Genomic DNA, 24,854 nt, shown 5'->3' with positions numbered 1-24,854 from the left:
CCATGCCCGCCTCGAGCAAGGTCACCGCCGCCGAAGCCGCGATCCGCGCGCTGCTCGACGAGGGGGTCGCCGGCGAGCGGCTGCCGAGCGAGGCGGAGCTCGCCGAGCTCGCGGGGGTGAGCCGGGTCACGGTGCGCGAGGTGCTCGACCGGCTCTGGTACGAGGGGGCCATCGTGCGCCGCTGGGGCGCGGGCACCTTCATCGCGGCGCGGGAGCGGGATGCCTCGGCCGGCCCGTTCCGGCGCATCTATGTCGCCCTCGACGAGATCGGCTCGTTGCCGGGGCAGATCGACGCGAGCGGTCGGGAGGCGAGCCTCGCGGCCTTCGCGGTCGACCACCTCGCACCGCCGGAGTGGGTGGCCGAGGCGCTCGCGCCGGAACGGCTCGGTGCCGACGGCAAGCTCTGGCGGGTCACCCGCACCCTGGCCATCAACGGCGCGCCCGCGATGGTGATGCGGGACTTCCTGCCGCTCGAGCTGCCGGGCGGGCGGTTGAACCCCACCGAGCTCGCGGATCTCGGCATGGACCTGCCGCGGTTCCTCCGCCTGAACGGCGCGCGCATCGTGAAGTACGAGTCGACGCTCGGGGCGGTCGCCTGCGACGAGGAGACCGCGCGGCTCCTCGATCGCGAGGCGGGCGCGCCACAGCTGCGCACGCGGCAGCTCGCCATCTCCGACACGGGCGAGACGGTGAGCTGCGCCGAGCTCGCGTTCCGCGAGGACGCGATCAGCACGACGCTCGTGCGCGCCATCGGCGGCTGAGCCCGCTCCGTCCACCCCACCCCCACCCCCGAGTTGCCCGACTTTCATGAAAGTCGGGCAACTCGGGGAGAGGCGCGGGTCAGGCGGGGTCGTTCCAGGACCAGATGTCGTCGCCGCGGAGCGTCGCGTCGGCGCCGCCGTCGCAGTAGATCGTCTGGCCGGCCAGGTGCGTGTTCTGCTCGCTCGTGAGCCAGACGAGCAGGTTCGCGATGGACTCGGGCGGCTGGTGGGAGTTGAGGGGCATCGGCACCGCGGCATCCACCATCGCCCGCCCCTCGGGCGTCTCGAGGAGCCCGGCGGTCATCGGCGTGAGCACCGTGCCGGGGGCGACCGCGTTCAGCGGGATGCCGGCGCCGGCCCACTCGGGGCTGATCGAGGCGCGGCGCACCCAGCGCGACAGGGCGCGCTTCGAGGAGGGGTACACGAGGTAGCCGACCTCGGGGCCCTGCGCGGCGAGCTCGCCGGCGACGGCGACCGCGGCGGCCTCGTCGCCCGAGAGCGCGGCGGCCACGAGCTCGGGGGAGTTCGGCTGCAACGACGCCATCGAGGAGACGACGGCCGCGCGCGGCGCGTCGGACTTCGCGAGCCCGGGCAGGAGGCGGGTGAGCAGCTCGACGACGCCGAAGTAGTTCACCGAGATGGTGGCGGGGACCGGGGCCGAGATGCCGGCGCAGGCGATGGCGCCGTCGACGACGCCGCCGGCCAGCTCGAGCGCCCGGGCGGCGGCGTCGGCGCGGCCCTCGGTCGTGGAGAGGTCGGCCTCGATGTCGGCGCCGCGCAGGTCGATGCCGATGACGCGGTGACCCGCGGCCTCGAGCGCGCCCTTCGTGGCGGCGCCGATGCCGGAGGCCGAGCCCGTCACGACGTAGGTGCGAGTCATGGGGAAGTCCTTCCGATTTCACGTGACGGCGGGGGTGATGCCGTATATTTGACACGATACGCCAATAATCGTCGGGACGGGGAGGATCGCGTGGAATCGGCAGGCACGAGCAGAGCGGATGCCTCTGCGGAGGCCGTCGGCCGAGCCGGACGAGGCCGTGGCCGCCCCAGCGTCGTCGACGTCGGGGCCGTCACCGAGGCGGCGTTCCTGCTCTGGTCGGAGCACGGCTACGCCGAGACCGGCTGGAAGGAGCTCGCCGAGACGACCGGTGTCAGCGCCCGCACCCTGATGCGCCACTTCGGCACCCGCGACCGCATCGCCTGGGCCGGCGTCGAGGCCGCGAACGAGCGGCTCGAGCAGGCGATCGTCGAGCTCCGCGACGAGCCCGACGCGGCCGCCGCCGTCCGCCGGGCGATCGTCGCCTCTGTCTCGCACGACGTGCACGTGCGACGCAGCGCCGCCGCCTGGTTCCGCCTCATCGCCGCCGAGCCCGAGCTCGTCGCCACCGCCGCGGCCGCCAACCGGATGTGGACGGCCCGCCTCGCCGCCCACCTCGCCGAGCGGCTGCCCGGGGCCGGGCCCGCGGTCTGCGCCGCGCTCGCCGCCGCCTACGAAGCCGCGACGTTCTCCGCCCTCCGCGGCTGGGCCGATGGTGACGCGCCGGGCGACCCCGCCGACGCGGTCGACGCCGCGCTCGCGTGGATCCGCCTGGGGCGCTGAGCCCCGGCGTCGCGCCCGCCGTGCCGACGGACCCTGCCATCTCGGCGCATCCCGGGCGGAACCGGGAGGGACCCGACCGCATCCGCACGCCGCCGCCTACCATGGGAGGGGAGGTGGCGGCATGATCATGATGCGCGTGCTCGGGGTCGCGCTCGATCAGGCGGGGCAGCATCTCGTGCTGCTCCGGCCGCTCGTCGACGGGCCGGGGGAACCGAAGGTACTGCCGATCTGGATCGGCGCGCAGGAGGCGAACTCGATCCTCGTCGCCATCAACGACGAGCACACGCCGCGCCCGCTCACCCACGATCTCACCACCACGCTCATCGATCTGCTGGGGGCCCGCATCGCCCGGGCCGAGATCACGAAGCTCGACGCCGGCACCTTCTACGCGGAGCTCACCCTCGTCACGCCGAACGGACCGCGCCTCGTCGACGCCCGGCCGAGCGACGCGATCGCGCTCGCCGTGCGGGCCGGCGCCGAGATCGTGGTCGACGAGTCGGTCTTCGAGGACGCCGCCATCCCCGCGGCGCTCACCGCGGGCGCGGACGACGACGAGGACCAGGCGGATGCCGCATCCGTCGACGATCCCGACGCTCCGCCGTCCGCTGCCGACGAGGCGAAGCTCGAGGAGTTCAAGCGCTTCCTCGACGACGTCGACCCGGAGGATTTCCAAGGATGACCGACGCCACGGTGCCGGCGCGCACCGAGCTCCCCGCGCCCCAGTTCGTGCTCGCCCCCGACGGCACCCGGATCGCCACCTACTCCTGGGGCGACGAGGACGCGCCCACCGTGCTCTGCGTGCACGGCTTCGCTTCGAGCTGCCGCGACAACTGGGTCGAGACGGGCTGGGTGCGCGAGCTCCTCGGCGCGGGGTTCCGGGTGCTCGGCATCGACCAGCGCGGGCACGGCGCGAGCGGGCACCCGCACGACCCGGAGGCGTACCGCATGTCGGCGTTCGTCGCCGATCTCGTGACCGTGCTCGACACGTACCTCCTCGACGGCGTGCGATACGCGGGCTACTCGCTCGGCGCTCGCGTCGGCTGGCAGCTCGCCGTTCAGGCCCCGGAGCACGTCTCCCGGGCGGTGCTCGGCGGCATCCCCGACGGTCGCCCGCTCGCCCGGCTGAAGACCGAGCAGGCACGTGCCTACGCCGAGCGCGGCACCCCCGTCGAAGACCGGGTGACCCGCAGCTACGTCTCCCTCGCCGAGCGGGTGCCCGGAAACGACCTGCTGGCGCTCATCGCCCTCGCCGAGGGGATGGCGGGCGGCGACGCCGATCCCGACCCGGCCCGGCCGCCCCGGCAGCCGGTGCTCTTCGCGACCGGGTCGGAGGACGCCATCCTGCCGCAGTCGAGACGCCTCGCCGAGGCGACCCCGGCCGCGAGCTTCCTCGAGGTGCCCGGGCGGCACCACTTCAACGCGCCGGGCTCGCGGGTCTTCCGCGAGGGCGCGGCCGAGTTCCTCGCCGACTCGCACTGAGTCCCGGCGAACACGCTCCCGCGCCGGTCAGGTCGCGAGGGCGGTGCGCGCTAGGGAACCCTCAGCTCCGCAATCGGCTCGCGCCGAGACGCGACGATGGCGGGGATGAGGCTCGCCAGCACTGCGACGGCCACCGAGAGAATGCCGACGCTGAACAGGTACGTCGTCGGTGGAAGCGGGTCTGAACTGAGGCCGAGGACGAGGATCGAGACGCACGTCCCGAGGAACGCGCCCGTGAGGGCGAGGATCAGCGTCTGAACGAGAAGCAGACTCACGATGAGCCGTTGGCTCGCGCCGAGGGCTCGTCGACGGCCGTAGTCCTTCCTCCTCATCATGACGATGCCGTACAGGATCGCCGCAGTGAGTGCGCCGGTGATCCCGAAAATGCCGGCGGTGAGCGCCTGACCGAATGAGCCCAACTGACCCTCGACCATCGCGCGAAGGGTGGCGAGCTCTTCGCTGGTTTCGACCGTGACTTTGCCCGGGTCGTCTGCGGCCAGCATCGCCGTGATTGCATCCGCGACCGGGGCGACGAGATCCGGGCGCTCCGCCACTACGACGAGGAGGGAGAGTTCCGTCTCTCGATCGCGGTCTGGAATCCCTTGAGGCGCGATGAGGAGTGGTTGGAGGAAATCCAAGTGCGCCGGAGTGTCGACGTGTCCGGCGACCGTGAAACCCTGGCCGCCTGCGCCCGTCAGGCGGCCGAAGGCGTGGGACATGCCGAGTTCCGCGAGCGCCTCGGGGGACGCGTAGGCGGATCCACCGTCGGTGGCGCCTGCGGGCACGCCGGCATCGGACCAGTCCGGTCCGTACGCCATCCGAATGGCGACCGGGTTCCCGCCGGGGAACGCGGCGTTCCATACATCGCTGGCGGGGCCGAATCCTCCGTACCAGGCGATCCCGTCGAGCGTCTCCAGTCGCCGAAGCATCGACGTATCCAAGCCGGCGCCGACTTCGGCTCGCACGACGATGGATCGGGTGCCAGCTGAATCGATCGAGCTCACGACGGCTTGCTCGGCGCCGACGGTTCGCCCCGACGTGAGCAGGACCGCCGTGCACATCCCGGCGACCATGATGAGCGTCAGAAGGGAGGTGACCGGAGCCGCGAGTGCCGAGGCGAGCGCTTCGCGGAAGATCTGCGGTCGGCTAGGCCCGGAACGGACGGCCGTCACAGCGTGAGCTGCCGATCGCATCGCTCGACCAGGGTGGGGTCGTGCGTGACCACGATGACCGTCGCGCCGCGCGCAGCCTGATCGTGCAGGGCTTCGATCACCAGGTCCGAAGACTCCGCGTCGAGGTTGCCCGTTGGCTCGTCGGCCAGCAACACTGCCGGATCGCCGAGCAGCGCTCGGCACAGGGCGATCCGCTGCGCCTGCCCACCGCTGAGCTGACCGGGTCTGGCCGTCGGGCGCAATCCGACACCGAAGCGATCCATGAGCTCCCGCGCACGCTGCGCTGCCGTTGCGAGGTCGTCGCCGCGGTAGAGTGCAGCCTCGAGGATGTTGTCGAGGACGGTCCGAGACTGGTCCAGCGCCGCATCCTGAAACACGAAGCCGAACCGGTGGGCACGAAGGCGCGCTCGAGCCCGATCAGGCGCGGCGTGAACGGGCTCCCCGTCCAGCAGGACTTCACCGTGCGACGGACGAAGCATCAGCCCGAGCAGATACAGGAGCGTTGATTTTCCACGCCCGGACGGCCCTGTCACGCCGACCACCTCGCCGGCTTCGAACGCTGAGGTCCAATCCTCCAGCAGTGGCACGGCAGCGTCGTATCTGAACGAGAGCGCTCGAGCGGTCAGCCGAGCTGGGGGACTCGTCATCGCGACTCCGCCGATGCGGGAATGCGTACCCGCGTGCCCGCAGACACGCCTTCGACCACAGACATCCCCTTGGCGGATGCCAGTACCGAGACCTTGTGCGTGACACCGTCCTGGTCGACGACACCGACCTCCCCGTCCGGGCTGGAGATGAGCGCTGCCGTTGGCGCCACGACTCCCCGTACCGGCGCCTGAGTCACGACCTCGGAAGGGAAGCGGCTCTGCCCGTCCGTCGGGATTTCGGCACATGCGTCCCCACAGATCGAGCCGCCGTTCGGGCCAACGAGTGCGAGGCGCACTTCGTCCCCTTCGTTCGCAGGTGTCTGTTCGGAGACGATTGCCGACCAGCTTGCGTCGCCGGCGCTGATCTGAACGCTCGTACCCACTGGAATGAGCGCGGCCTGCGCACTGGCCACTGGGATCTCGAAGGAAGGCTCCGGTGCGAGGCCGGAAATCGCTTGCTCGCCGCCGCCGAGCGCTGCGCCGCGATAGATCACCTTAGGATCCAAGGCGAGTCGAGCCGGCAGCTGGGGGACGAAGACCAGATCGCCCAGGCGCACCACTCCGTCGTCTTCGACGCTGAGCTGCGCTTGCCATTCGTGGACGGCTTGCGCGGTACGCCAGCCGAAGTCGCCGTCCTGTGGTCCTGAGTACAGTTCTTCGGACGCGAGAAACGCCTGCAACTGCTGAACGTCTTCGCCATTCGTGCCGATTTCAAGCGCGCGGAACGCCGGGACACTGCCCGCAGCGACAACGACTGGTCGCAGCCCGACCCGGTAGAGCACCTCTCCACCGTTCACTGCGGCGCCGCCTGCGAGATCGACCGAGGTCACTGTGCCGGACGACTGATTCGTGCCTGCCGGCATCGCCTTCCATGCAGCAACGGCGTTGAGTGAGATCGAAGACCCGACCTCGCCGTCCGTGAGCTCGATGTACGTGTAGGGAGTCTCCTCGAGGAGATCGTCGCCGGGGGCGAACACGACGGACCCGGCCCAACCGATCGCCGCCCCCGCCAGGATCCCAAGCGCCCCACCCGCCACCCACGGTCCCCACTTCGGGCGTCGGTTCACCGACTGCGGTTCGGCCATGGCGTCGAGCATAGGCCATTGCAAACAATCCAACCAGGCGTTATGTTTCGACTGCCATGGCATCGACGCCCGGCAGGAGAGAATCGGGGAAAATGTGGGTCTCACGGCATCGGTATGCTCCGCATCGTGCGGCTGAAGACGGCCATGGGAGATCGCGCTGCGTTCCGCTCCGCCGTCGCGGGAGTGATCGCGTGCGGTGCGGTCTTCCTCGCCGCCTGCTCCGGCGGGGCTTCGACGGCTGAAGGCGGCTCGACCGAATCGAGTGGCGGGGCGGACGCCGGCTACTTGAGCGAGGTCGACGCCGAGGGCCTGCTCGGCGGGCGGACTGTCTCGCAGGTCCTCAGTCAAGCCATGCACGAGTGCATGGTCGACGCCGGATGGGTGAACCTCACGGTCGCAGACGACGGCAGCATGAGCGGCGAGATCCCCGCCGCGCAATCGGATCAGTACGAGGAGGACTTCGGCGAGTGCCAGGCTCAGGTTGAGCTGAACTACCCGGTCCCTGAGATGACCGAGAGCGCGATTCGTGAGCGGTACGCGCGTGAAGTCGGAACACGGGACTGTCTGATCGCGCAGGGCTACTCGATCAGTGATCCGCCTTCCGAGCAGGTCTGGGTGGAGACGTTCACGAGCGACCCGGCCAGCTTGTGGCTGCCGTACTTCGAGGTGTTCACCCAAGCGCAGCTGAGCGCCTCGGATGAAGCGCAGCTCAAGGCGAAGGCCCAGACCCCGGTGACCGCTTCTACAACTAGGTGTCAACGGTCACCCTGATGCCTCTCCCCGTGTCGGCGGAAGGCCGTACCCTGGAAGGAGGGTCGACACTGACGAGGAGCGCGCGATGAGCGAGACGAACACGGGATCCATGGCCGAGGCCGAGGCGATCCACGCCGCCATCGAATGCCCCGACTGCTTCGTCGAGCTCCAGCGCGACGGGCGCTGGTGGATGGCCCGCCCCGCGGGCTCCCGACTCGTCGGCCTCGTCGTCTCGCGCGACGACATGCCCTCGATCGTCGAGCAGCGCGACGACCTCACGCACTTCGGCGTCGCCATTTCCGACTTCCGCCACCCCGCGCCCGAGAACCTGTCGGAGTCGTGGGAGCAGCGGCTGGCCCGGTTCTTCGGCACGCTCAAGGGCGGCGACGTGCTCGTCGTCGCCACCGTGCACGCCCTCGGCCGCGACGTCGACGAAGAGCTCCGCACGCTCGCCGAGCTCCGCCGCCGCGGCGTCGTCGTGAAGGTGCTGAGCCACGGCGCGCGCCATCTGAGCGATACCGGGCTCGAGGCCTAACGCCGCGCGACTGGCGAGCGTGGCTCGCTCAGCCGAGCGCGATCCACCAGCTGACGCCCGCGACGATGGCGAGCAGCAGCGCCCCGAGTGCGATGCCCGTGCGCACGATGCGGCGACGGCTCAGCGTGCCCGGGGCGAGTGACGAGCGCGAGAAGCGATCGAGGTTCGGGCTGACGGCCTGGAACGGCGGCTCATTCGACGGCGGGATGCCGCCACCCTCGTTCCGGTCCGAATCCATGCTCGAATGCTACCTCCGAAGGAGTGAAAAGAGTACCCTTTTTGGTATCCCGATGTACCGTCGATATTGACGCCGCACGCTGCGGTGGAACATGCGATGACGCTGAAGGGTTGGGGAGCCATGTGGGGGAAAGTTGTTGGTGCGGCACTGGCGATCGGGCTGGGCCTCGGGGTGGGAGGTGGCCCGGAGGGTGGGGTCGAGCGTATCTGGGGTGCAAGCGAACGAGATGCAGAGAAACGGGTTGCGGCATTTCGGGCCGCGAACCCCGAGCCCAGCGCCCCGAGTACTGGGGCCCCTCAGGCTGAATGGAACGCGTACTGGCGAGAGATGCACGACTGGTGGAGCAGTGTGCCATGGGATGCGGTGGCGGCGCAGTGGGGGTGCGAGGCTGGGGAAACCAGCGTGGAGCTTTTGGAGTCCGCCAATGGCGCGGTGAGCGCACAATATGGAGGCGTGGCGAACTGCAGTGGTGAGCTGGAGTCATTTGAACTCGGTTCAGTTGGGATCCCGGAACCCCGAACTGCACGGCTGGCTGTGTACGCGATGGACGCTGCTCAAGGGGCGAGCACCTTCGCTGTTCAGCAATGCGACCTTCCGGGCGGCGACAATTACTGCCTGACTCGTCCAGCAAGCGGGAGTCCGACCCTGACGGCGAGCTTCCAGAACGGGTTCAACAAGACACTTACGGGTCGAGCTCGGCTGGGCAGTGTGCCTGGCACAGGGTCCTGCGTCAACGGCAGCCAGATCGCGCTCGGGACTCTCGGGACCGGTGGCCTGTTCGCCACCTGGTACGCGACTGGGAGCGCCGCCTACAGCGGCCGCTTCTCTTCCGCATTCATGGCGGGAAGCGCCACCTATGGTCGGCACTGCGCGTTGATGTGAGGAGCGTCGAATCATGAACCGATGGATTGCCTCGTGTGGTGTCGGGCTCCTCGCATTGGCCGCCGCGGGCGGACTGGTCGCGATGTCCGGGAAACCGACGGAGGAGCGGGTTGCGGCGCCGATATCGTCTGCCGACCAGGCGCGCTACGAAGACGAACTCGTGGCATTTCTCGCAGCGGACCCGGAACCGAGGAGCGTCGATTTCGGCCAGTCGGTCGCCGAACGGAACGCGTACTGGAAGGAGCGCGCCGCATGGTGGGACCGAGTGCCATGGGAGGCGGTGGCCGGACAGTGGGGCTGTGTAGCCGGGAGCTCTGGAGCATCGATGAATCCGCCCGATCGGACGGGGCTGATCACCGCCGGGTACGGAGGAACGCTCGACTGCGGCGGCAGATATGACGCGGCCACCGTGCCGACGCTCACTGAGCCGATTCCGCGGAGCAGTGTCGAGCGCCCGGGCCTGGACACCTGACGAATGGGGCCGCGCTCCACGTGGAGTAGCGCCGGGTGCGCGGGCGTTCGTCCCGCGCACCCGGGTTACTTCCCCTTCGCCTCCGCGAGGCTCTCACGCACGATCTCGAGGCCGCGGCGCAGCTCCGCATCGGTGATCGTCAGCGCCGGCAGGAACTTCAGCACCTCGTCGTGCGCGCCCGAGGTCTCGATGACGAGGCCCCGCGCGAACGCCGCCTTCGAGATGCGCCCGGCGAGGCCGCGGTCGAGCTCGCAGACGAGGCCGTACATGAGGCCGCGGCCCCGGACGCGCAGCGCGAGCTCGGAGTGCTCCGCCGCGATCGCCTCGAGCTCGCCGCGCAGTAGTGCCGAGGTGCGGTCGACGTCGTCCATGAATGCGCCGTCGGCCCAGTAGCGTTCGAGCGCGACGCGGGCGGTGACGAAGGCGAGGTTGTTGCCGCGGAAGGTGCCGGTGTGTGCGCCGGGCTGCCAGACGTCGACCTCGGGGCGCAGCAGCACGAGCGACATCGGCAGGCCGGAGCCCGAGATGGACTTCGAGACGGTCACGAGGTCGGGGACGATGTTCGCGGCCTCGAAGGCGAAGAAGGTTCCGGTGCGGCCGACGCCCGCCTGGATCTCGTCGAGGATCAGCAGGATGCCGCGCTCCGCCGTGATCGCGCGCAGACGCTGCAGCCACGGCACGCTCGCGACGTTGATGCCGCCCTCGCCCTGCACCGCCTCGACGATGACGGCGGCGGGCAGGTCGAGGCCCGAGCCCGGGTCGTCGAGCATCTTCTCGAGCAGGTCGAGCGTGTCGACACCGGCGCCGAGGTAGCCGTCGTAGGGGAGGCGCACGACATCGTCGAGGCCGACGCCGGCGGCCCCGCGGTAGTGGCTGTTGCCCGTCGCGGCGAGCGCGCCGAGGCTCAGCCCGTGGAAGGCGTTCGTGAACGCCACGACCGTCTGCCGGCCGGTCGCCTGGCGAGCGACCTTGAGGGCGGCCTCGACGGCGTTCGCGCCGGTCGGGCCGGTGAACTGGAGCTTGTAGTCGAATCCGCGGGGCTCGAGCACGAGCCGCTCGAAGGCCTCGATGAAGGCGCGCTTCGAGGAGGTGGCCATGTCGAGGCCGTGCATGATGCCGCCGCGCTCGAGCTCGGCGATGAGCGCCTCGGTGAACGCCGGGTTGTTGTGCCCGTAGTTCAGCACGCCCGCGCCCGCGAAGAAGTCGAGGTACTCGCGCCCGTCGGCGTCGACGATGGTCGAGCCGCTCGCACGGTCGAACACGGTCGGGAAGGCGCGCACGTAGCCGCGCACTTCGGACTCGCGGCGGGTGAAGACGTCAAGGTTCGCGGCATCGCTCATGGCGGACGGACTCCTCTGCGGGATCGACGGAAGGCGGTGCTCCGAGCCTAGAGCCTCCGCCTGAGAGCACGCGCCCCGCCTCATCCCTCTCGCGAGCGCACCGCGACGGGCGCGGGCTCGAGGCCGAGCGTCACCCGCTCGCCGAACTCGACCCGTTCACTCACCGAGTGCTGCATGCGCAGCAGCTGCCCACCCTCGGTGCGGAGCACGGTGCGCCGCACGCTGCCGAGGAAGGTGCTCTCGAGCACGACGGCGGCGATCGGGCCGCCGAGCCGCACGTTCTCTGGCCGCACGAACGCCTCGGCCGGGCCGTCCGCCCGCTCGCCGACGGTCGGCAGGCGGATGCCGAGCACCTCGGCGACGCCACCCGACACGGTGCAGGACAGCACGCTCGACAGGCCGACGAACTCGGCGACGTGCGCCGTCGCCGGGCGCAGGTAGAGCTCCTCGGGCGTGCCGATCTGGTCGATGCGGCCGGCGTTCATCACCGCGATCCGGTCGGAGACGGCGAGGGCCTCCTCCTGGTCGTGGGTGACGAACACGGTGGTGATGCCGAGCCGGAGCTGGATGCGCCGGATCTCGTCGCGCAGCGCGACCCGCACCTTCGCGTCGAGCGCCGAGAGGGGCTCGTCGAGCAGCAGCACCCGGGGCTCCGTGACGAGCGCGCGGGCGAGGGCGACGCGCTGCTGCTGGCCGCCCGAGAGCTGGTGCGGGTAGCGGTCGCCGTATCCCTCGAGCCCGACCAACGCGAGGGCGTCGCGCACCCGCTCGGCGGCCTCCCGCTTCGCGACCTTCCGCATCCGCAGCCCGAAGGCGGTGTTCGCGGTGACGTCGAGGTGCGGGAAGAGCGAGTACGCCTGGAACACCATGCCGAGGTCCCGCCGATTCGTCGGCACCGCCGAGACGTCGGCGCCGCCGATGCGCACGGTGCCGCCGTTCGCGCGCTCGAGCCCGGCGAGCACGCGCAGCGCCGTCGTCTTGCCGCAGCCGGAGGGGCCGAGGAGGGAGACGAACTCGCCGGGCTGGATCGTGAGATCGAGGCCGTGCAGCACGCGCGTCTGCCCGTAGTCCTTCACGACCCCCTCGAAGGCGACGGCGGAGCCGGTTCGGGCCCCGGCGAGGATCGCGTTGTCGGCGGTCGCGATGGCGGTGTCGGTCATGGCTGGTCCTTCGGGGGTCGGGTGGGGGCGGGCGCGGTGCGGGCGGTGCGGCCGGTGCGCCGGGCTCGGGGGGTGCCGCCGCCGATCCGCCCGATGACGACGAGCAGCACGAAGGCGAAGGCGAGCGCAAGCAGGGAGAGGATCACCGAGGCGTACGGGTCCTGCTTGCCGACGACGACGAGCGCCGTCTGCAGGTTCTGCCGGTTCAGCAGGGAGGCGATCGTGAACTCGCCGAGCACGACCGCGACCGAGATGAGGGAGGCGGCGAGGAGCCCCGTTCGCAGGTTCGGCGCGAACACCTGCAGCAGCACGGCTGGCCAGCCCGCCCCCAGCGAGCGGGCCGCCTCGGCGAGGGTGCGCAGCTCGGTCGCGTCGATCGCCGCCTGGATGGCGCGGTACGCGAACGGCAGCACGGTGACCCCGTAGGCGAAGGCGAGCGGCCAGATGCCGGTGCCGATCGTGCGGCCGATGACGAGGTAGATCGGCGCGAGACCGACGACGAGCACGATCGCGGGAATCGAGATCGGCAGGAGGGCGAGGAACTCGAACGGCCGCTTCAGCTTCGGGAAGCGCAGCTCGACGAGCACCATCGTCGGCGCGAGGAGCAGCAGCACGATCGCGACGGTCACGACGGCGAGCACGAGCGAGTTGCCGAGGCCGGTCCAGATGGGGCGGTAGGTGCCGGCCTTCGCCGGGTCGAAGAGGTCGAACCAGTGCACGAGCGAGTGGCCGCCGGTCGTCGCGTCGCGGAGCGTGTACTCGGCCATCGACACGATCGGGATCGCGAAGAGCACGATGACGACGAGCCCGATGGCCCAGCGCACCGCGGGGTGCGGGGCGAAGCCACGGGCGTTCATCGCTGCCACCTGGCGGCGCGGCGCTGCACGAGGGCGTAGAGCGACATCGTCACCGCCATCACCACGATCATGCCGAGCGCGAGCGCGCCGGCGAGGTTCTCCCGGCCGAGGAGCGTCTCGCTCGTGAGCGCGGTGCGGATCTGCAGCGGCACGATCTGCGAGCCCTGGCTCGCGAGGGCCGCGGCGGTCGCGTAGGAGGAGAAGGCGTTCGCGAAGAGCAGCAGCAGGCTCGCGAGGAACGACGGCGCGAGGACGGGGATGCCGATGTGGCGCCAGAAGCCCGTGCGGGTGCCGCCGAGCGTGAGGTTCGCCTCGGCCCACTGCGGGCGGAGCGCGCCCATCGCGGGCATGAAGGTGATCACCATGAGCGGCACCTGGAAGAAGAGGTAGGGGAGGATCAGCCCGGGCAGCGCGTAGATCCAGGCGCCCTCGGCGAAGAGGTCGATGCCGAAGCGGTCCTTCAGGGTGAGCGTGACGAGGCCCTGCAGGCCGATTGTCGCGATGAAGGCGAAGGCGAGCATGACGCCGCCGAACTGGGCGAGCACGCCACTCGCGGCGTCGACGAGCCGGCGGGTGCGGCCGGTCGCGGGGAGCCCGGCCATGGCGTAGCAGGCGAGCGCGCCGATGAGGGCCCCGCCTGCGGCGGTGAGCGCGGACAGCCAGGCGGAGTTCGCGAAGGTCTGCACGATCACGGGATCCGCGAGGGCGGCGACGTTCGAGAGCGTGAAGCTCCCGTCGGCGTCGACGAAGCCGCTCGCGACGGTGACGATCGTCGGCAGGGCGAGGAAGATCAGCAGGTAGGCGGCGAAGGGCACGAGCCCGAGCACCGCGGCGGCGCCGGAGCCGACGCGCCGCCGGGGCGGAGGGAGCTCCTCCGTCCCGGCGGCGTCGACGAGCGGTGCCGCGGGAGCGGCGACGGTCATGTTCAGCCGACCGCCGCAGCCCACTTCTCGCCGAGCAGCGTGCCGGCGTTCGTCGACTGCTCCTCGGTCGGCACGACCGTGTCCTCCGGCGCCTCGGGGAGCGCGTCGAAGAGCTTCTGGTCGATGGTGCCGGCGTCGGCCATGGCCTCCGCGCGGACCGGACGGGCGCCGCCCTTCAGCCAGAGGTTCTGCACCTCGTCGCTGTAGAGGAACTCCTGCCAGAGGCGGGCCGCCGCAGGGTTCGGGGCGTCCACGTTGATGGCCTGGTTGTAGTACCCGGCGTAGCCGGTGCCGGGCAGGATGACGGTCTTCCAGTTCGGGTTGTCGGCGGTGTGCGCGGCGTTCAGGTAGTCCCAGTCGAAGACGACGGGGGTCTCGCCCGAGGTGACCGTCGCGGTGGTGACGTCGACCTTCAGCAGGTTGCCGGCCTGGTTGAGCTGCTGGAAGAAGTCGATGCCGGGCTGGAAGTCGTCGAGCGTGCCGTCCGACTGCACGGTCGCGAGGCCCACGGCGGCGAACGCGGCACCCGCCTGGGTCGGGTCGCCGTTGATCGCGACGGCGCCCTTGTAGTCGGCGCCGAGCAGGGCGTCGAGGCTCGTCGGCTCGGCGAACTTCGCCGAGTCGTAGCCGATCGACATGTAGCCGCCGTAGTCGCCGACGAAGAGGCCGGAGGGCTCCTTCAGCTCGGCGGGGATGTCGTCCCAGGTGGCGACCTGGTACGGGGCGAACTGCTTCGTGTTCTGCAGGGCGACCGTGAGGCCGACGTCGAACACGTCGGGCGCGGTGTCGAGGCCCGCGTTCGTCTCGGCGGCCTGGATCTCCTCGGCGCTGGACGCGTCGGGGGAGGCCTCGTTGATCGTGATCTCCGGGTACCTCTCGGCGAAGAGGTCCAGGATCTCGCCGTAGTTCGCCCAGTCGCGCGGCAGCGCGATGACGTTCAGCTGGCCCTCGGCCTTCGCGGCCTCCTCGAGTGCGGCGAGGTCGCCGAAGTCGGCGAGGCTCGTGGCCGTCGCGGCATCCGTCCCGCTGTCGCCGCCCGCGGCGTCGGCCGAGCCGCCGGCGCAGCCGGCGAGGCCGAGCACGACCGCGGTCGACAGGGCGAGCGCCCCGAGTGCGTAGTGCTTCTTCAACGCGTGTCCTCCGTCTGGCGCCGGGCCGCCCGAGCTGTGGAAGCGGGCGTCGGGACCGCAGCGCCAGAGCGAAGCTAGGAGCCGAAGGAGGACGGTCGGGAGTGCGCCGGTGAATGCCCGGTGAACTCAGCCGTTCGGGTTCGTGTCCTTGCCGTCGAGCCAGAGCGTGTCGGTGGCGTCGCGGTGCGCGCCGTCGGTGCCGACGTGCTTCTGGCTGATCTGCGGCCCCTTCGTGATGACGTGTACGAGCGCCATGGCGTGGCCCTGGCCAAGGCCGTAGTCGGCTTTCAGCCAGGCGACGATCGGCGTGGCCTTCGTGGTCTCGTCGAAGCCCCGCTCGTGGGCCAGCTCGAGGAACTGGCGGGGCGTCAGCCCGGTCTTCGTCTCGATGTTGTCGAGGTAGGCCTGGAACGACATGCGGTACTCCTCAGGAGATCGGTGGTGGGCGGTGCGGGATGCCCTGCCTTGAGCTTCCGCCCGCGGCATCCGTGCTCGGTAGTGTTTCGATGTGGATCGAAACTTCGTGGACTTCCGGCTCGCGCCCGGCGACGTCTCCGCGATCCGCTTCGGCGTCTCGCCCGGCCATGAGCTCGCGCACGCGGTGCGCGTGCTGCAGCGACCGGCGGAGCATCCGCTGCAGTGGGGCTGGCTGCGAGCCGTGCGCGAGCGCCTGCCGCGAGAGCCCTTCGAACTCCTCGCCGTGCTCATCGGCGTCGACGGCTACCTGCCCGACTTCCTGACGAGCGACCCAGCCTGGGACCTCGACCCCGTCGACGAGGTCGAGGCCATCCGCCGGGCGCCGATCGCGCCGATGCTCGTCGACCTCGAGAAGATGGTGGCGCGCTCCGACGGGGCCAGGCAGGCCGCGCTCCGCCGCATGATCGCCGCACCCGAGCGGGCCCGCGCGATGATCGCCGACGCCTGGGACGCGGTCTGGGCGGCCGTGCTCGCCCCCGTGTGGCCGCAGCTCGAACGCATCCTGCGCGCCGATATCGCCGTGCGCTCGCGCCGCGTCGCGAGCGCCGGGCTCGCGAGCATGATCGACGGGCTGCACCCCTCCGTGCGCTGGAGCGAGGGCGCGGTGCGCGTGCAGCTGCGCCTGCACCGCGAAGCGCTCGACTGCCGGGGGAGCGGGCTCGTGCTCGTGCCCTCCGTGATGGGCTCGCTCGGCTGCATGGTGCTCACCGAGCCGCCGGCGCAGCCGACCGTGTTCTACCCCGCGCAGGGGGTCACCGAACGCTGGGCGCGCGACCCGGCATCCATCGAAGCCGCGCTCGGGGCGCTGCTCGGCCCCGCGCGCGCCGGCATCCTGCTCTCCGCGCACAGCGCCCGCAGCACCTCCCAGGTCGCGGCCGACGCCGGGCTCGCCGTCTCGACCGCCTCGCACCACCTCGCGGTCCTCCGCGGAGCCGGGCTCGTCGCGAGCCGCCGCGAGGGCGCGAGCGTGCTGCACCTGCGCACGCCGCTCGGCGAGGCGATGATCGGCGCGGTGCTGTAGCGGGCAACACGCCCGGCGCCGCTAGGCCGCGCCCGCGCCGAGCGCCGCCGACAGCTCCTCGCGGAGTGCCGGGTCCATCGTCGCCGCGGTCACGAGCGACACCTCGCGCGAGAGCCGGAGCCCGGCCGGCGCGGCGAGCACGAGGTCGTCGCGCCACACCGGCAGGGCGAGCTCCGGCACGAGTGCGACCCCGAGGCCGGCCGCGACGTACTCGACGACCACGCGGTAGTCGTCGCTCCGCGGTCCGATCTCCGGCTCGAATCCGGCCCGTCGCGCCGCGGCCCGGAACGCGGCATCCACCGGGTCGTCGTCCTTCGTGCCGATGATCCAGGGCGTGTCGGCGAGCGCGCGAAGCGGGACCGGGCCGCCTTCGGTGAGCGGATGCCCCGCCGGGAGCACGAGCGAGAAACGCTCGGTGAAGAGCCTCGTGCGGGTGAGGCCCGGCATCGCGTGCGGCGTCTCGCCCGGGGTGGCGTAGACGACCGCCGCGTCGAGCGCCAATCGCGCGAGCGCCGCCTCGACGACGTCGAGCTCGGCCTCGAACGCCTCGACACGCCATCCTCGACCGTCGAGCGCCCGCACGAGCTGGGGGAGGAGCCGAGCGGCCGCCGTGGGGAACACCCCGAAGCGCACCGTGCGCCGCCCGGTCTCGACCGCGTCGCGCACCTCGGCGAGCGCCCGGTCCGCCCGCTCGACGATCGCGACCGCGTGCGGCAGCCAGGACCGGCCGGCCTCCGTCAGCCGGGTGCCCGACGCGTCGCTCGCGATGACCGGAGCGCCGCTGACCCGCCCGAGGGCCGCCAGGTGGTGGGACACGGTGGGCTGGCTCCAGTCGAGCGCGCGCGCCGCCTGCGCGAGCGAGCCGTGCTCGTCGACCGCCAGCAGGGCGCGCAATTGGCGCAGATCGAGCATCGTCGCTCACCTCCATACTCAGTATCGAGATCTGCAGCCTACCCGCTATTCCGTATCGAAGCGGTCCGGAGGAGGATCGAGGCATGACCGCCCCCTACGCCGACGCCCTCGCCCAGTACGCCGCCCGCGACGACCGGGTGCGAATGTACGTGCCCGGGCACGGCGCCGACGCGCAGGCGGCGCCCGCGCTCGCCGAGTACTTCGGGGCCGAGCTGCTGCGGCACGACGTGACGCCGCTGCTCTCCGGCCTCGACAAGGGGCCGGGCAACGCGCTCGACGAGGCGCAGCGGCTCGCGGCCCGTGCCTGGGGAGCCAAGCGCACCTGGTTCCTCACGAACGGCGCCTCGCAGGCGAACCGCATGGCCGCCATCGCTCTCGGCTCCTTCCGCGCGGCGGAGGCCCCGGTGCTCGCCCAGCGCAGCGCGCACTCCTCCTTCATCGACGGCATCATCCTCGCCGGGCTCGTGCCCGCCTTCGTCTCGCCGACGATCGACCCGGTGCTCGGCATCAACCACGGCGTCTCGCCCGCGTCGCTGCGCGCGGCGATCGAGCGCGGCGAGGCCCGCCCGAAGGCCGTCTACCTCATCTCCCCGAGCTACTTCGGTGCCGTCGCCGACGTGGCCGCGCTCGCCGAGGCCGCGCACGCGGTCGGCGCCCCGCTCATCGTCGACGCCGCCTGGGGCGCGCACTTCGGCTTCCACCCGGCGCTGCCGGAGAACCCGCTCGCGCTCGGCGCCGACCTGGTCGTCTCGAGCACCCACAAGCTGGCCGGTAGCCTCACCCAGTCGGCCATGCTGCACCTCGCCGACGGGCCGTTCGCCGCGGAGCTCGAGCCGCTGCTCGAGCGCGCCTTCGCACTCACCCAGTCGACGAGCACGAGCGCGCTGCTGCTCGCCTCACTCGACCTCGCCCGCGACAGCATCGAGCACGGCGAGGCCCGCATCGGCTCCTCGATCGAGGCCGCCGACCGGCTGCGCGAGGCGGTGCGGTCCCACGGGCGCTTCGGGATCGTGAGCGACGGCTTCGGCCGCTTCGACGACATCGTCGCGGTCGACCCCCTGCGGGTCTCGATCGACGTCGGCGCGGCCGGGCTGAACGGGCACGCGGTGCGTGAGCGGCTCGAGCACGAGGGGGTCTCCTTCGAGATCTCGACCGACTCGGCCGTCGTCGCCGTGCTCGGCGCGGGCGCCGTGCCCGACGTCGACCGCGTCGTCGCGGCGCTGCACGCGATCCCCGCGGTCGAGCCCGCGGCCGGAGCAGCCACGGTCGCGCGCGCCGGTGCCCTCGCGCTGCCCACGCCCGGGCCGCTCGTGATGCGCCCGCGCGACGCCTTCCTCGCCCCGGGCGAGGCCGTGCCGATCGAGCAGGCGATCGGCCGGGTGTCGACCGACTCGCTCGCGGCGTACCCGCCCGGCATCCCGAACGTGCTGCCGGGTGAGCGCATCACCGCGGAGGTGGTGACGTTCCTGCGCCGCATCGCGGCCATGCCCGGCGGCCACGTGCGGGGTGCCGCCGACCCGGCGCTCTCGGTGCTGCGCGTCGTGCGCGCCGATCACGGGCAGGCGGACGCCGACGAGGCCAATGCCGACGACGACGTGGCCCTCGCGGCTGCTCGGGAGCTCGCGCTCAGCTGAGGTCGAGCCGCATGATGACGCGAGGATGGCCCGACAGCACCGACTGCGTGTCGGCGGCCTTCTCGAAGCCGGCCGCCTCGAACACCGCGCGGGTGCCGACGTAGGCCATGGTCAGGTCGACCTTCTCGCCCCGGTTGTCGACGGGATAGCCCTCGATCGCGGGTGCGCCGTGTTCGCGGGCGAACTCGACCGCCCCGGTGAGCAGGTGGTGCACGAGGCCCTGCTTGCGGTGGCCGGGGCGCACGCGGAAGCACCACACCGACCAGACCTCGAGCTCGTCGACGTGCGGGATGCGCCGGTTCTTCGCGAAACTCGTGTCGGCACGCGGGTGCACCGCGGCCCAGCCGACCGGCTCGTCGCCGTCGTAGGCGAGCACCCCGGGCGGTGGGTCTTGGGCGCAGAGCTCGCGCACTCTGGCGGAGCGCGCCGGCCCCTTCAGCGACACGTTCTCGTTCGAGGAGAGTAGGCGGTAGCTCAGGCAGAAGCACACGTTCGACGTCGGCTTCTTCGGCCCGATGACGGCGGCGACGTCGTCGAACACGTCGGCCGGGCGGACTTCGATCCCCATGCGCAGAGTCTGGCACCCGCCGCCGACAACGGGACGGCCAACCGGCGCTACGGCAGCTCGCGGGTGTCGCCCGGGCCGAGCACCATGCGCCAGAGCCACTCGGCGGCGACCTCGACGTCGGGCAACGGGTCGAGTTCGAGCCAGGCCGTGATGACGCCCACGATCGAGCCGGCGAGGCCGGCCGCCGCGACCTCGATGGGCATCTCGTCGAAGGCGTGCGAGTGCGTGCGGGCGACGCCCTCGCGCACGAGCGCGGCGACCCGGCCGCGGAGCCGGGCGACGACGAGCGCGGAGCCGCGCGGCCCGAGCGCCCGGCGGTACAGCTCGGCGTGGTCGGCGAAGTGGGCGAGGAAGTGCGCCATGCCCTCCGGCGGCAGGCCGGTCGGGACGAGCTCGAGCTCGGGGGCGTTCGCCCCGGCGGCCTCGGCGGCGGCGTCGAGCGCGTCGGCGAGGAGTTCGTCGCGGTCGCCGTAGTGCTGGTAGAAGCTGCTCCGGTTGACGCCGGCGCGTTCGGCGATGAGGCTGATGCTCAGTTCGTCGTACGGCCGCTCGCGGGCGAGTTCGAGCAGCGCGCCCTGCAGCGCCCGCCTGGTCCGTTCGATTCGTGCATCCACCGTGCGATTCTGCCAGCTCCACGGCGCGAGGGCTGGGAGATTTCCGACATTCGTCGGTTTTCCAACAAATGTCGGATATTCTGAACGAGACGCGAGATCACGCGCCTGGGACCGAAGAAGGAGACCCCGATGTCGCACCACCCCCTGACCGCGAACAGCTCGATCGAGCAGTGGCTCGAGCACCCGGAGGGCGGCCCCCTCGTGCGCGGCCTGCTCGCCGCGAGCGGCGCCTCGGAGGACACCCTCGCCCCGATCAAGGGGCTCCCGCTGCAGCAGCTCGTCGCCCTCAGCCAGGGGCAGCTGCCGCAGTCCGTCATCGACGACCTCGTACTCAAGGCGAACGGCGGCGTCATGCCCGAAGACGACGCCGAGGCATCCGGCTGGCAGGAGCGCATCACGCCCGGCCGCTTCGACGGCCGCACCATCGTCGTGACCGGCGCGGCCTCCGGCATCGGCCGGGCCACCGCCTCGCGCATCGTGCGCGAGGGGGGCCGGGTCGTCGCCGTCGACATCTCCGCCGAGCGCCTCGAGGAGTTCGCGGCCTCCGCCCCCGAGGGGCGCGTCGTCGCGGTCGCCGCCGACGTCACGAAGCAGGACGACATCGACCGCGTCGTCGCCGCGGCGGGCGGTCGCATCGACGGCCTCGCGAACGTCGCCGGCGTGAACGACGACTTCTCGCCGCTCGCCGAGACGAGCGACGCGATCTGGGACCGCGTCATCGGCATCAACCTCACGGGCGTCTTCAAGCTCACCCGCGCGGTGCTGCCCGGCATGGTCGAGGCTGGTCGCGGCTCGGTCGTCAACGTGGCGAGCGAGGCCGGCATCCGCGGCAACGCCTCGGGCAACGCCTACACGGTGTCGAAGCACGGTGTCGTCGGCCTCACCCGCAGCGCCGCGTTCATGTACGGCCCGCAGGGCATCCGGGTGAACGCCGTCGCCCCGGGCGGCGTCGCCACCGGCATCCCGTTCCCGCCGCACGTCTCGGAGGCCGGGCAGGCCCGGCTCACCCCGTTCCAGCAGCAGATCCCGACGATCGCGACGGCGGAGCAGCTCGCCGCCTCGATCACCTTCCTGCTGAGTGACGACGGGGTGAACATCAACGGCGCAGTGCTGCCGAGCGACGGCGGCTGGTCGGTGCAGTAGTCGCGAGTCGCCGCACGCCACCACCGCGGCGGCGCGCCGGAGCCGCTTCCCCCACGGCTCCGGCGCGCCGCGCGGGTGAGCGCGGCCCGCCTGCCAGCATGTGAGGCGTGACCCGTCGACCGCGCACCGACTCAACCACCGTCCGTCACGCCGCCGACCCGGACGCCGCCGTCCTCGGGCGGCGACCGCCGCTCTCGCGCCGCGCGCGGCGATGGACGCTCGCTGGGCTTTTCGCCGCCTTCGCGATCATCGCCGTCACGGGCATCACCTCGGCGACGCCCTGGCCCTCGGCCATGCTCATCCGCTCGGTGTTCGAGCAGGGCGGCGCGGCGACGGTCCAGGAGATGCTCGAGTACGGTCCCGAGCCCGCCGGCCCGGTCGACGCGCGGCTCGACCAGGCGACGGACGTCGCGGGCGGGCCGGGGACCGGCTTCGACGTGTTCACGCCCGCCGGGGCCACGGGCGCGCACCCCACGGTCGTCTGGATCCATGGCGGGGCGTGGATCTCGGGATCGAAGGAGCACGTCGCCCCCTACCTCAGCCTCATCGCGAGCCACGGCTACACGGCGATCGGCGTCGACTACACCGTCGCCCCCGAGGCCACCTACCCGACCGCGGTGAACCAGCTGAACGACACCCTCGGCTACCTCGTCGCGAACGCCGAGGAGTACGGCGTGGATCCCGATCACCTCGTGCTCGCCGGCGACTCGGCCGGGGCGCAGCTCGCGAGCCAGCTCGCGGTGCTCACGACGAACGAGAAGTACGCGAACCTCCTCGGCATCGAGCCCGCGCTGGAGCCCGGACAACTGTCGGCACTCGTCCTGAACTGCGGTGTCTACGATCTGCCCGCGATGGCCGAGTTGAACGGCATCGGGCAGTGGGGGCTCAAGGTCGCGCTCTGGGCCTACACCGGCACGAAGAACTGGTCGAGCGACTACGCGGGCAGCACGATGTCGACCATCGACTTCGTCACCGAGGAGCTGCCGCCCACGTTCATCAGCGGCGGCAACGGCGACGCACTCACCTGGATCGAGTCCGTGCCGATGTCGAAGGCGCTGCAGGACGCCGGCGTCGAGACGACGGAGCTGTTCTGGCCGGCCGACCACGAGCCGAAGCTCCCGCACGAATACCAGTTCCACTTCAAGCTCGACGAGGCCCAGGAGGCCTTCGTGCAGACGATCGACTTCCTCGACCGCTACGCCGATCGCTGAGCTCGCACGGGTACACTCGACCTCGTGCTTCGTTCCGTCTGCATCCAGGAGGTCTCCGGCGCCCCACGCGCCGCGATCAGGTGACCCCGCCCCCGGTTCCTCCGCGCGCGAGCAGGAGGGGCCGCGGTCCGGCGCGCCCGCGCGCCGAGGTCATCCGCTTCCGGTCGCCCGCTTCCGGGCGCCACGCAGACAAAGGTCACTTCATCATGCATTCCCTGAGCGAGGCGCAGATCCGCGCCTCCTTCGTCAACGCCAGCGTGCGCGAGCGCGCCTCCCTCACCCTGCCGCCCGGCTTCGCCGAGCTCGACTGGGATCGCCTCGACTTCCTCGGCTGGCGCGACCCCAAGCTCCCGCTCGTCGCGTACGCGGTCGCCGAGAGTGAATCGGGCCCCGTCGGCATCATGCTGCGCCGGGCCGAGGGGCGGTTGCGCTCCCGGCCGCAGTGCGCGTGGTGCGAGGACGTGCACCTGCCGAACGACGTGCTCTTCTACGTCGCGAAGCGCGGCGGCCAGGCCGGCCGCCGCGGCGACACGGTCGGCACGCTCGTCTGCGCCGACTTCCAGTGCTCGAAGAACGTCAGGAAGCGGCCGCCGGTCGCGTACCTCGGCTTCGACGTGGAGGCCGCGCGCGAGCGCCGCATCCAGGCGCTGCGGGAGAACGTCGCCGGCTTCGTCCGCGCGGTCACGGCGGACTGAGCTCGGGCGGTCGGGCGGGATGCTTCGGTACGTGGCATCGTGGGAGGGTGACGCTCACCACCATCGAGGCATCCGGTTCCCGCTCCTCGCTGCGTCGTGCGCGGCGTGACGACGTCGAGGCGATCCTCGCGCTGCTCGCCGGCGACGTGCTGCGCCGCGAGGAGTCGCGCAGCGACGATGCCGCCGCGCTGCGGGCCTTCGACGTCATCGACGCGGATGCCTCGCAACTGCTCGTCGTGGTCGAGGGCCCGGGCGGGGCGATCGTGGGCACGATGCAGCTCAGCTTCATTCCGGGGCTCTCTCGCGGTGGGGCGACCCGGATGCAGATCGAGGCGGTGCGCGTCGCCGAGCCGCTGCGCGGCGGCGGCATCGGCGCCGCGATGATCGAGTGGGCGGTCGAGCACGCCCGCGAGCGCGGCGCCCGGCTCGTGCAGCTCACGAGCGACGCGCGCCGCGATGCCGCCCACCGCTTCTACGAGCGGCTCGGCTTCGAGGCATCCCACGTGGGGTTCAAGCTCGCGCTGTGAGCGCGGGCGGACTCGCGATCGTGCAGCGGCGTTCTTCGAGCTGAACGGGGTCGGGCTCGTGCCGGGTTCTGCACCGCGGCTCAGCGGGCGGGCACCGCGGCGATCGCGTCGATCTCGACGAGGGCACCGGGGCGGGCCGGGGCGACGGCGAGCACGGTGACCGCGGTGCGGTGGTCGCCCCAGACCTCGCGCGTCGCGGCGTACGCATCGGCGGGGTCGATGCCGGGGGCGAGGTGGATCGTGAGCTTCACCACGTGCTCGGCGTCGGTGCTTACCTCGGCGAGCACCGCGAGCACGTTGCGCAGCGCCTGCTCGGTCTGGGCGCGGAGGCCGTTCAGCAGGGCGCCCTCGGCGTCGGTGCCGTTCTGGCCGCCGACGTAGAGCACGGGGCCGGCCGGGGCCAGCATGCCCTGCGCGAAGGCCGGGCTGCGGAAGAGCTGGGGCGGATCGATCTGTATCGGCTTCGTCATGCTCCGAGTGTGCCCGCCGCCACCGACATCGGGCACCGCCGACGAGGCATCCGTCCGACCCGCCGAGCGCGCTCGATCACGCGTCCCGGCTCTGGCTCGGCCGAGCCGATCGGCCTAGCCTCGGAACATGAGCGAACAGGTCGACGAACGGCACCCGACCCGGCATCTGAGCGACGAGGAGTGCTGGCAGCGGCTCCGCGAGGCGCCGTACGGCCGCGTCGCGCTCGCCGTCGCCGGGGAGGTCGACATCTTCCCGGTGAACCACAAGGTCGACGGCACGTCGATCGTGTTCCGCACCGCGCCGGGCACGAAGCTCCTCGAGCTCACCATCCGCGACCGGGTCGCGTTCCAGGTCGACGGCTTCACCGAGCGTGAGGCGTTCAGCGTGGTGGCGAAGGGTGCGGCGCGGGAGTTCGACCGGCAGGGTGAGGTGGCCGCGGCCGAGCGCCTCGGCATCGAGCCGTGGGCCCCGGAGCAGAAGGACCGCTGGGTGCGTATCGACGTCATCGAGCTGCACGGCCGCTGGTTCGAGCGCCGCGCGCAGTAGC

Annotated in this window: 29 protein-coding genes; 14 read left to right on the top strand and 15 right to left on the bottom strand. The window is 71.8% G+C overall.

The genetic code is table 11. From position 1 onward, the window contains the following. The first annotated feature begins 2 nt into the window (after positions 1-2). On the top strand, positions 3-761 hold the full coding sequence (locus tag M3147_RS15125; RefSeq protein WP_285873931.1) for a GntR family transcriptional regulator: 759 nt from the start codon (positions 3-5) through the stop codon (positions 759-761). Between the two features lie 79 nt (positions 762-840). On the opposite strand, the gene M3147_RS15120 is transcribed toward M3147_RS15125, so the two are convergent. Next, a complete protein-coding gene (locus M3147_RS15120; RefSeq protein ID WP_251204249.1) occupies positions 841-1,641 on the bottom strand; it encodes an SDR family oxidoreductase in 801 nt (266 codons plus the stop codon). Between the two features lie 90 nt (positions 1,642-1,731). On the opposite strand from M3147_RS15120, the gene M3147_RS15115 reads away from it, so the two are divergent. From M3147_RS15115 to M3147_RS15105, 3 genes are all read left to right on the top strand, one after another. Next, entirely contained in the window at positions 1,732-2,361 is a 630-nt protein-coding gene (locus M3147_RS15115) for a TetR/AcrR family transcriptional regulator (RefSeq protein ID WP_251204248.1), read from the top strand. A gap of 121 nt (positions 2,362-2,482) precedes the next feature. Continuing rightward, entirely contained in the window at positions 2,483-3,040 is a 558-nt protein-coding gene (locus M3147_RS15110) for a bifunctional nuclease family protein (protein WP_251204247.1), read from the top strand. Further along, the gene (locus M3147_RS15105; protein WP_251204246.1) at positions 3,037-3,840 is read left to right on the top strand and encodes an alpha/beta fold hydrolase; all 804 of its coding nucleotides are present in this window, start codon (positions 3,037-3,039) and stop codon (positions 3,838-3,840) included. The genes M3147_RS15110 and M3147_RS15105 overlap by 4 nt, the downstream gene beginning before the upstream one ends. Before the next feature lie 50 nt (positions 3,841-3,890). Here M3147_RS15105 and M3147_RS15100 read toward each other — a convergent pair whose 3' ends face one another. The 3 genes from M3147_RS15100 to M3147_RS15090 all read right to left on the bottom strand — a co-directional run bounded on the left by M3147_RS15100 (position 3,891) and on the right by M3147_RS15090 (position 6,744). Beyond that, on the bottom strand, positions 3,891-4,625 hold the full coding sequence (locus M3147_RS15100; RefSeq protein ID WP_251204245.1) for an ABC transporter permease: 735 nt from the start codon (positions 4,623-4,625) through the stop codon (positions 3,891-3,893). Positions 4,626-5,008: 383 nt separating this feature from the next. Continuing rightward, a complete protein-coding gene (locus tag M3147_RS15095) occupies positions 5,009-5,599 on the bottom strand; it encodes an ATP-binding cassette domain-containing protein (protein WP_251204244.1) in 591 nt (196 codons plus the stop codon). Between the two features lie 56 nt (positions 5,600-5,655). Beyond that, positions 5,656-6,744, bottom strand: a complete 1,089-nt coding sequence (locus tag M3147_RS15090) for a peptidoglycan-binding domain-containing protein (RefSeq protein WP_251204243.1) — start codon at positions 6,742-6,744, stop codon at positions 5,656-5,658. A gap of 126 nt (positions 6,745-6,870) precedes the next feature. Between M3147_RS15090 and M3147_RS15085 the strand changes: the two genes are divergently transcribed. Continuing rightward, positions 6,871-7,515 carry a hypothetical protein gene (locus tag M3147_RS15085; protein ID WP_251204242.1) on the top strand — a complete coding sequence of 215 codons (645 nt, stop codon included), beginning with the start codon at positions 6,871-6,873 and terminating at the stop codon, positions 7,513-7,515. 67 nt (positions 7,516-7,582) lie between these two features. Continuing rightward, the gene (locus tag M3147_RS15080; protein ID WP_251204241.1) at positions 7,583-8,032 is read left to right on the top strand and encodes a recombinase family protein; all 450 of its coding nucleotides are present in this window, start codon (positions 7,583-7,585) and stop codon (positions 8,030-8,032) included. Positions 8,033-8,060: 28 nt separating this feature from the next. Here M3147_RS15080 and M3147_RS15075 read toward each other — a convergent pair whose 3' ends face one another. After that, positions 8,061-8,270, bottom strand: a complete 210-nt coding sequence (locus tag M3147_RS15075) for a hypothetical protein (protein ID WP_251204240.1) — start codon at positions 8,268-8,270, stop codon at positions 8,061-8,063. A gap of 895 nt (positions 8,271-9,165) precedes the next feature. On the opposite strand from M3147_RS15075, the gene M3147_RS15070 reads away from it, so the two are divergent. After that, entirely contained in the window at positions 9,166-9,624 is a 459-nt protein-coding gene (locus M3147_RS15070) for a hypothetical protein (protein ID WP_251204239.1), read from the top strand. 65 nt (positions 9,625-9,689) lie between these two features. Here M3147_RS15070 and ectB read toward each other — a convergent pair whose 3' ends face one another. From ectB to M3147_RS15040, 6 genes are all read right to left on the bottom strand, one after another. Next, a complete protein-coding gene (gene ectB / locus M3147_RS15065) occupies positions 9,690-10,964 on the bottom strand; it encodes a diaminobutyrate--2-oxoglutarate transaminase (RefSeq protein ID WP_251204238.1) in 1,275 nt (424 codons plus the stop codon). 80 nt (positions 10,965-11,044) lie between these two features. Next, complete coding sequence (locus M3147_RS15060; RefSeq protein ID WP_251204237.1) at positions 11,045-12,124, bottom strand: ABC transporter ATP-binding protein; 1,080 nt, start codon at positions 12,122-12,124, stop codon at positions 11,045-11,047. After that, positions 12,121-12,981, bottom strand: coding sequence for an ABC transporter permease (locus M3147_RS15055; protein ID WP_251204236.1), 861 nt, complete (start codon positions 12,979-12,981; stop codon positions 12,121-12,123). Before M3147_RS15055 ends, M3147_RS15060 begins: the two co-directional genes overlap by 4 nt. Continuing rightward, positions 12,978-13,904 carry an ABC transporter permease gene (locus M3147_RS15050; RefSeq protein ID WP_251204235.1) on the bottom strand — a complete coding sequence of 309 codons (927 nt, stop codon included), beginning with the start codon at positions 13,902-13,904 and terminating at the stop codon, positions 12,978-12,980. The genes M3147_RS15055 and M3147_RS15050 overlap by 4 nt, the downstream gene beginning before the upstream one ends. Before the next feature lie 2 nt (positions 13,905-13,906). After that, positions 13,907-15,034: an ABC transporter substrate-binding protein gene (locus tag M3147_RS15045; protein ID WP_251204234.1), complete on the bottom strand. Its 1,128-nt coding sequence runs from the start codon at positions 15,032-15,034 to the stop codon at positions 13,907-13,909. 126 nt (positions 15,035-15,160) lie between these two features. Next, complete coding sequence (locus tag M3147_RS15040) at positions 15,161-15,451, bottom strand: DUF4287 domain-containing protein (RefSeq protein WP_251204233.1); 291 nt, start codon at positions 15,449-15,451, stop codon at positions 15,161-15,163. 91 nt (positions 15,452-15,542) lie between these two features. Between M3147_RS15040 and M3147_RS15035 the strand changes: the two genes are divergently transcribed. Next, entirely contained in the window at positions 15,543-16,532 is a 990-nt protein-coding gene (locus tag M3147_RS15035) for an ArsR/SmtB family transcription factor (RefSeq protein WP_251204232.1), read from the top strand. 21 nt (positions 16,533-16,553) lie between these two features. Here M3147_RS15035 and M3147_RS15030 read toward each other — a convergent pair whose 3' ends face one another. After that, complete coding sequence (locus tag M3147_RS15030) at positions 16,554-17,444, bottom strand: LysR family transcriptional regulator (RefSeq protein ID WP_251204231.1); 891 nt, start codon at positions 17,442-17,444, stop codon at positions 16,554-16,556. 83 nt (positions 17,445-17,527) lie between these two features. Between M3147_RS15030 and M3147_RS15025 the strand changes: the two genes are divergently transcribed. Further along, positions 17,528-19,078 (top strand): aminotransferase class I/II-fold pyridoxal phosphate-dependent enzyme, encoded by a 1,551-nt coding sequence (locus tag M3147_RS15025; RefSeq protein ID WP_251204230.1) that lies wholly within the window; start codon positions 17,528-17,530, stop codon positions 19,076-19,078. On the opposite strand, the gene M3147_RS15020 is transcribed toward M3147_RS15025, so the two are convergent. Then, positions 19,071-19,646, bottom strand: a complete 576-nt coding sequence (locus M3147_RS15020; protein ID WP_251204229.1) for a GNAT family N-acetyltransferase — start codon at positions 19,644-19,646, stop codon at positions 19,071-19,073. The genes M3147_RS15025 and M3147_RS15020 overlap by 8 nt on opposite strands. Positions 19,647-19,693: 47 nt before the next feature. After that, positions 19,694-20,260 carry a TetR/AcrR family transcriptional regulator gene (locus tag M3147_RS15015; protein WP_251204228.1) on the bottom strand — a complete coding sequence of 189 codons (567 nt, stop codon included), beginning with the start codon at positions 20,258-20,260 and terminating at the stop codon, positions 19,694-19,696. Positions 20,261-20,389: 129 nt separating this feature from the next. Between M3147_RS15015 and M3147_RS15010 the strand changes: the two genes are divergently transcribed. From M3147_RS15010 to M3147_RS14995, 4 genes are all read left to right on the top strand, one after another. Further along, positions 20,390-21,403 (top strand): SDR family NAD(P)-dependent oxidoreductase, encoded by a 1,014-nt coding sequence (locus tag M3147_RS15010; RefSeq protein WP_251204227.1) that lies wholly within the window; start codon positions 20,390-20,392, stop codon positions 21,401-21,403. A gap of 107 nt (positions 21,404-21,510) precedes the next feature. After that, positions 21,511-22,614 carry an alpha/beta hydrolase gene (locus M3147_RS15005; RefSeq protein WP_251204226.1) on the top strand — a complete coding sequence of 368 codons (1,104 nt, stop codon included), beginning with the start codon at positions 21,511-21,513 and terminating at the stop codon, positions 22,612-22,614. A gap of 206 nt (positions 22,615-22,820) precedes the next feature. After that, entirely contained in the window at positions 22,821-23,309 is a 489-nt protein-coding gene (locus M3147_RS15000; RefSeq protein ID WP_251204225.1) for an FBP domain-containing protein, read from the top strand. 47 nt (positions 23,310-23,356) lie between these two features. Next, positions 23,357-23,836, top strand: a complete 480-nt coding sequence (locus M3147_RS14995; RefSeq protein WP_251204224.1) for a GNAT family N-acetyltransferase — start codon at positions 23,357-23,359, stop codon at positions 23,834-23,836. Positions 23,837-23,916: 80 nt separating this feature from the next. Here the strand turns inward: M3147_RS14995 and M3147_RS14990 are convergent, their stop codons facing one another. Continuing rightward, entirely contained in the window at positions 23,917-24,306 is a 390-nt protein-coding gene (locus M3147_RS14990; protein ID WP_251204223.1) for a RidA family protein, read from the bottom strand. Positions 24,307-24,433: 127 nt separating this feature from the next. Here M3147_RS14990 and M3147_RS14985 point away from each other — a divergent pair, with 127 nt between their 5' ends. After that, positions 24,434-24,853, top strand: a complete 420-nt coding sequence (locus M3147_RS14985; protein ID WP_251204222.1) for a pyridoxamine 5'-phosphate oxidase family protein — start codon at positions 24,434-24,436, stop codon at positions 24,851-24,853. Position 24,854 lies beyond the last annotated feature (1 nt).

It is taken from the genome of Agromyces mediolanus, from assembly GCF_023715325.1.
GTDB lineage: Bacteria > Actinomycetota > Actinomycetes > Actinomycetales > Microbacteriaceae > Agromyces > Agromyces mediolanus_A.
Note: the sequence above shows the minus strand (reverse complement) of the source record. Positions and strands in the feature narration are given on the sequence as shown.